A 5,146-nucleotide genomic window follows, 5' to 3' on the forward strand; every position below is an offset into this window, starting at 1 on the left:
CGCGGGTCCGGCCCCTCCGCCCGGCCATGGCGGCGCCGCTGCCGCGGCGGCCCGACGAGCAGGCGTCGACGGCCGTTGCGGCGCCCGCGCCGCGCGTGAACGGAGCGCAGGTCGCGGTGCCCGCTGCGCAGCCGACCGCTGCCGCGGGTCCGGCCGAGCGCGCCGAGGCGGCGGCCACGGATCCCGGCCGCGCAGCCGAGTCCGTCGGGGCTGGTAAGGACACCGAGACGGCCGAGCCGGCCCGCCCGGTCGACGGGCCCGCCGAGGAGGCGGCCGTGGCCGAGCCCGCCGACGAGGCGGAGCCCGAGAAGCCCGCTGCCGACCCCGCACCGGCCGCGTCCGCCGGCGAGCAGGTAGCTGCGCAGCCGTCGTCGCCCGAGCCGGCACCCGGCGACAGCGGTTCCGACGACGCGGGGTCCCGGCCCGCGGAGTCGGCGTCATCGGATACCGCCGAGCCGTCGGAGCCCGCCGAGCGGTGAGCATGCGCCGGTGAGCGTGCTGCGGAACCGGGCGCGTGCGGCAGGATCGGCGGTGTGAACGACGGGAGCGGGCGGGTCGTCGTCCGCGAGCTGACCAAGCGGTTCGGACCGGTCACCGCCGTCGAGGGGTTGACGTTCGCCGTGGAGCCGGGTGCGGTCACCGGCTTCCTCGGCCCGAACGGGTCGGGCAAGACCACGATGCTGCGGATGGTCCTGGGCCTCGTCACGCCCACGGCGGGCGCGGCGTGGATCAACGGGGTGCCGTTCGGGGAGCTCGGTTCCCCGGCGAGGGTCGTGGGCGCGGTCCTGGAGGCCCAGGGCTTCCACCCGGCCCGCACCGCGCGCAATCACCTGCTGGTCCACTCCGCCGCGATCGGGGTGCCCGACGCCGCGGTCGACCACGTGCTCGGGCTGGTGGGGTTGGCGGACGCCGGGGACCGCGCCGTCGGCGGCTACTCGCTGGGGATGCGGCAGCGGCTCGCGCTGGCCGCCGCGCTGCTCGGCGACCCGCAGGTGCTGATCCTCGACGAGCCGGGCAACGGCCTCGACCCGGAGGGGATCGCGTGGCTGCGGGCCTTCCTGCGCGGGTTCGCCCGGCAGGGGCGCAGCGTGCTGGTGTCGAGCCACCTGCTCGCGGAGGTGGAGCAGACCGCCGACCACCTCGTGGTGATCAACCGCGGGCGGTGCGTCTACCAGGGCGCGCTCGAGCAGTTGCGCGGCTCCCGGCGGGCGCGCGTGCTCGTCCGGTGCGCGTCGCCGGTGCGGCTGGCCGAGGCGTTGGCCCGCACCGGCGTCCTGGAGATCGACACGTTGCCCGACGGCAGGCTCGGCGTCGCCGGGTCCGACCCGGTGCACGTCGGCGACGTCGCGCTCGCCGCGGGTGTGGCGGTGTACGGGATGGTGGAGGAGAAGATCGACCTGGAGCAGCTGTTCTTCCAGCTCACGGCCGCGCCGTACGGGCCGGGCCCGGGCCGGTGGGCGGCGCAGCCTCCGCCCCCGCCCCAGTCGCACTGGCGGGCGGGCTGATGGGCGCGCTGCTGCGGGCCGAGCTCCGCAAGACGTTCTCCACGAAGCTGTGGTGGGGCCTGCTCGTCCCCGTCGCGGTGCTGTCGCTGGTGGTCAACCTCTTCGGCGGGCTGTTCACCGCCGCGATCCCCGTGGAGGACGGCAGGCTGCCGCTGCTGCTGGGCTCGCTCGCCTACGCGCTCGGCATGACCAGCGTCTTCGCCGCGCTGCACGGCGTGGTCGCCGCGGCGGGGGAGTTCCGCCACCGCACGATCACGAGCACCTACCTGACCGCTTCCGGGCGCGGTCCGGTCCTGCTGGTCAAGATGGCGGCGAGCGCGTTCGTCGGGGCGCTGTACGCGCTGGTGACGGTGCTGGTGGGCGTGCTCGCGGGCCTCGTGGGGCAGGTGGGTCCGGGGTTCCCCGCCGTGGGACCGCTGCTCGCCGTCACGCTGATCGGCACCGCCGTCGCGGTGCTGTGGTCGGTGCTGGGCGCCGCGCTCGGCACGGTGGTCAGCAACCAGGTGGGCGCGATCGTCGCCGCGCTGGTCTACATGATGCTCGGCGAGCTGCTGATCTCCACGCTGCTCAACCGGTCCGAGTCGCTCTCGGTGCGGCGCCTCACGGGCTACCTGCCGGTCAACGCGGGCGACGTCGCGCTCTACGACGTGCCGGCCCGCGAGCTCGTCGGGACCGCGGACAGCGCCACGTTCGTCGAGTTCTTCGCCGGGGTCACCGCCCCGCCGCCGTGGTGGGGCGCGCTGCTCGTGCTCGCGGCCTGGACGGCGGCGGTGGCGGCCACCGGCTGGGTCGTTGGCGCCCGCAGGGACGTCACATAGGGCCCGCCGGATTGCAGCAAAGCCACTTTCACGCAACGGCGTGGCAGGAAAGTGGCTTTGCTGCAACGGGGGCCGGTCAGACGTCCCGGTTCATCTCGTCCGGGTCCGGGCCGACCCGGGTGTCGGTGTTCAGCGCCCTGACCGCGGCGACGTCCTCGGCGTCCAGCTCGAAGCCGAACACGTCGAAGTTCTCCGCGATCCGGCTCGGGGTCACCGACTTGGGGATCACGACGTTGCCGATCTGCAGGTGCCACCGCAGGATCACCTGCGCCGGGCTCTTGCCGTGCTTCTCGGCGATCCGGGCGATCGCCGGGTCCTGCAGCAGGGCGCCGCGGGCCAGCGGGCTCCACGCCTCGGTCACGATGCCGTGCTCGGCGTGGAAGGCGCGCAGGTCGGCCTGGACGAGGTTGGGGTGCAGCTCGACCTGGTTGATCGCCGGGACGGTGCCGGTCTCGTCGATCAGCCGCTGCAGGTGCGCGACCTGGAAGTTCGAGACGCCGATCGCGCGCGCCCGGCCCTCGGCGGCGATCTTCTCCAGCGCCCGCCAGGTGTCGGCGTACCGGTCGGCGGCCGGGGCGGGCCAGTGGATCAGGTACAGGTCGACGTGGTCGAGGCCCAGCCGCTCGAGGCTTGCGTCGAATGCGGCGAGCGCCTTGTCGTGGCCCTGGTCGCTGTTCCACAGCTTCGTCGTGACGAACAGCTCGTCGCGGCGATCGCCGCGCCCACCTCCTGCTCGTTGTCGTAGAGCCGGGCGGTGTCGATGTGCCGGTAGCCGGTCTCCAGTGCCGTGGTTACCGACGCCTCGGTCTCCCCGGGCGGCACCAGGAACACCCCGAAGCCCAGCTGCGGGATGGTCACGCCGTTGTTCAGCTCGATCGTGGGTACGCGAGTCATACGACGTTCAACGATCGGCGGACGACCGATCTTCCCCGCGGACTGTCGGTGTGACGGCATACCTTGGAACCCGTGCCCGCCTCCCCCGTCGTCTCCGCCGCCCCACCAGGGCAACCCGGTTGGATCCGCAAGCTCGTCCGCGCCTGCCTGCGCCACCGCGGGGTCGCCGCGGCCGCACTGCTGGCGTCGGTGGTCGGGGTCAGCCTGGAGGCGGTCGGTCCGCTGCTCACGCGCGTGGCCGTCGACGACGCCGTCGCGGGGTCCACCGAGGTGCTCGGCGCCGTGGTGGTCGCATTCCTCGTGCTCGCCGCCGTCCGGTTCGGCGCGGCGTTCCTGCGCCGCTACCTCGCGGGCAGGCTCGCCCTCGACGTGCAGCACGACCTGCGTCGCCAGGTGTTCGCCGCGGTCCAGCGCCTCGACGGGGAGCGGCAGGACGCCCTGCGCACCGGCCAGGTCGTCTCGCGCGCGATCACCGACCTGCAGCTGGTGCAGTCGCTGCTGTCGATGGTGCCGCTCACGTTGGGCGCGCTGGCGCTGGTCGTCGTGTCGATCGGCGCGATGCTGTGGCTGTCGCCGCTGCTCACGCTCGTCGCGCTGGTTCTCCTCCCCGGCGCGGGGTGGATCACGCTCAAGGCCAGGGCCACCCTGTTCCCGGCCACGTGGTCGGCCCAGCAGCGGGCCGCCGACGTCGCCCAGCAGGTGGAGGAGACGGTCACCGGCGTCCGGGTCGTCAAGGGGTTCGGGCAGGAGGAGCGCGAGGTCGGCAGCCTGCGGGCGAGGGCGGGCCGACTGTTCGCCGAGCGGATGCGCGCGGCCCGGCTCACCGCCCGGCTCAACCCCACGCTGCTCGCGCTGCCCACGCTCGGCCAGGTCGGTGTGATCGGGTTCGGCGGCTGGCTGGCGCTGAACGGCTCGATCACGCTCGGCACGTTCCTCGCGTTCACCACCTACGTCGCCCAGCTCATCGGGCCCGCCCGGATGCTGGGCTCACTCGTCGTGAGCGCGCAGCTCACCCGCGCGGGCGTCGAGCGCGTCCACGACCTCATCGACTCGCAGCCCGATGTCGTCGACCGGGATGCGCCCGCCACGCTGCCCGACGGGCCGCTGTCGGTGGAGCTGTGCGGCGTCACGTTCGGCTACTCCCGACGCGAGCCGGTGCTCGACGACGTCTCGCTGCGCGTGGCGCCGGGGGAGACGCTCGCGCTGGTCGGCACGGCGGGCTCCGGCAAGTCCACCGTGGCGTTGTTGCTCCCGCGTTTCTACGACCCTCAGGAAGGCGAGCTGCGGCTGGGCGCCGTCCCGCTGCCGCAGCTGCGGCTGTCCGACCTGCGCAGCGAGCTCGGGGTGGTGTTCGAGGAGGCGTTCCTGTTCTCCGACACCATCCGGGCCAACATCGCCTACGGCCGGCCCGACGCCACCGAGGAGGAGGTGCGGGCCGCGGCGCGGGCGGCCCAGGTGGAGTCGTTCGTCGAGGAGCTGCCCGACGGCTACGACACGCTCGTCGGCGAGCGTGGTCTCACGCTGTCCGGCGGGCAGCGCCAGCGCATCGCGCTCGCGCGCGCCGTGCTCACCGATCCCCGGGTTCTGGTGCTCGACGACGCCACCTCCGCCGTCGACGCGGCCACCGAGGCGGCCATCCACGACACGCTGCGGGCCCTGATGGCGGGGCGCACCACCCTGCTCGTCGCCCATCGCCGCTCCACGCTCGCGCTCGCCGATCGGATCGCGGTGCTCGACGCGGGCCGGGTGGTCGACGTCGGCGCCGAGGCGGAGCTCACCGCCCGCTGCGCGCTCTTCCGCGAGCTGCTGGCGGTGGACGAGCCGTCCCACGCCGCACCCGCCGTCCCCTCGGCCGACGGCGTCACCCCCGAGCTGTGGCCCGAACCGCCCGCCACCGCGGCGGCCGCTCCGCGGGCGGGCGAGGCGGCC

Annotated in this window: 3 protein-coding genes and 2 pseudogenes; 4 read left to right on the plus strand and 1 reads right to left on the minus strand. The window is 74.5% G+C overall.

Features of this window, described 5'->3' with window-relative positions:
• From KME75_RS39795 to KME75_RS39805, 3 genes and pseudogenes are all read left to right on the plus strand, one after another.
• A pseudogene (locus KME75_RS39795) lies at window positions 1–479 on the plus strand (hypothetical protein); the annotation flags it as partial.
• A gap of 54 nt (window positions 480–533) precedes the next feature.
• Window positions 534–1,505: an ATP-binding cassette domain-containing protein gene (locus KME75_RS39800; RefSeq protein WP_219420170.1), complete on the plus strand. Its 972-nt coding sequence runs from the start codon at window positions 534–536 to the stop codon at window positions 1,503–1,505.
• Complete coding sequence (locus tag KME75_RS39805; protein ID WP_219420171.1) at window positions 1,505–2,323, plus strand: ABC transporter permease; 819 nt, start codon at window positions 1,505–1,507, stop codon at window positions 2,321–2,323. Before KME75_RS39800 ends, KME75_RS39805 begins: the two co-directional genes overlap by 1 nt.
• 76 nt (window positions 2,324–2,399) lie before the next feature.
• Here KME75_RS39805 and KME75_RS39810 read toward each other — a convergent pair.
• Window positions 2,400–3,217 (minus strand): annotated as a pseudogene (locus KME75_RS39810) (aldo/keto reductase).
• Window positions 3,218–3,280: 63 nt separating this feature from the next.
• On the opposite strand from KME75_RS39810, the gene KME75_RS39815 reads away from it, so the two are divergent.
• Window positions 3,281–5,146, plus strand: a 1,866-nt coding sequence (locus KME75_RS39815) for an ABC transporter ATP-binding protein (RefSeq protein ID WP_246633730.1), incomplete at its 3' end; no start/stop codon positions are given.

The organism is Pseudonocardia nigra, from assembly GCF_019396355.1.
Lineage (GTDB): Bacteria > Actinomycetota > Actinomycetes > Mycobacteriales > Pseudonocardiaceae > Pseudonocardia > Pseudonocardia nigra.

Excerpts from the sequence above, each read along its gene's own strand:
- KME75_RS39805 (WP_219420171.1), top strand. The coding sequence starts at position 1,505 with ATGGGCGCGCTGCTGCGGGCCGAGCTCCGCAAGACGTTCTCCACGAAG.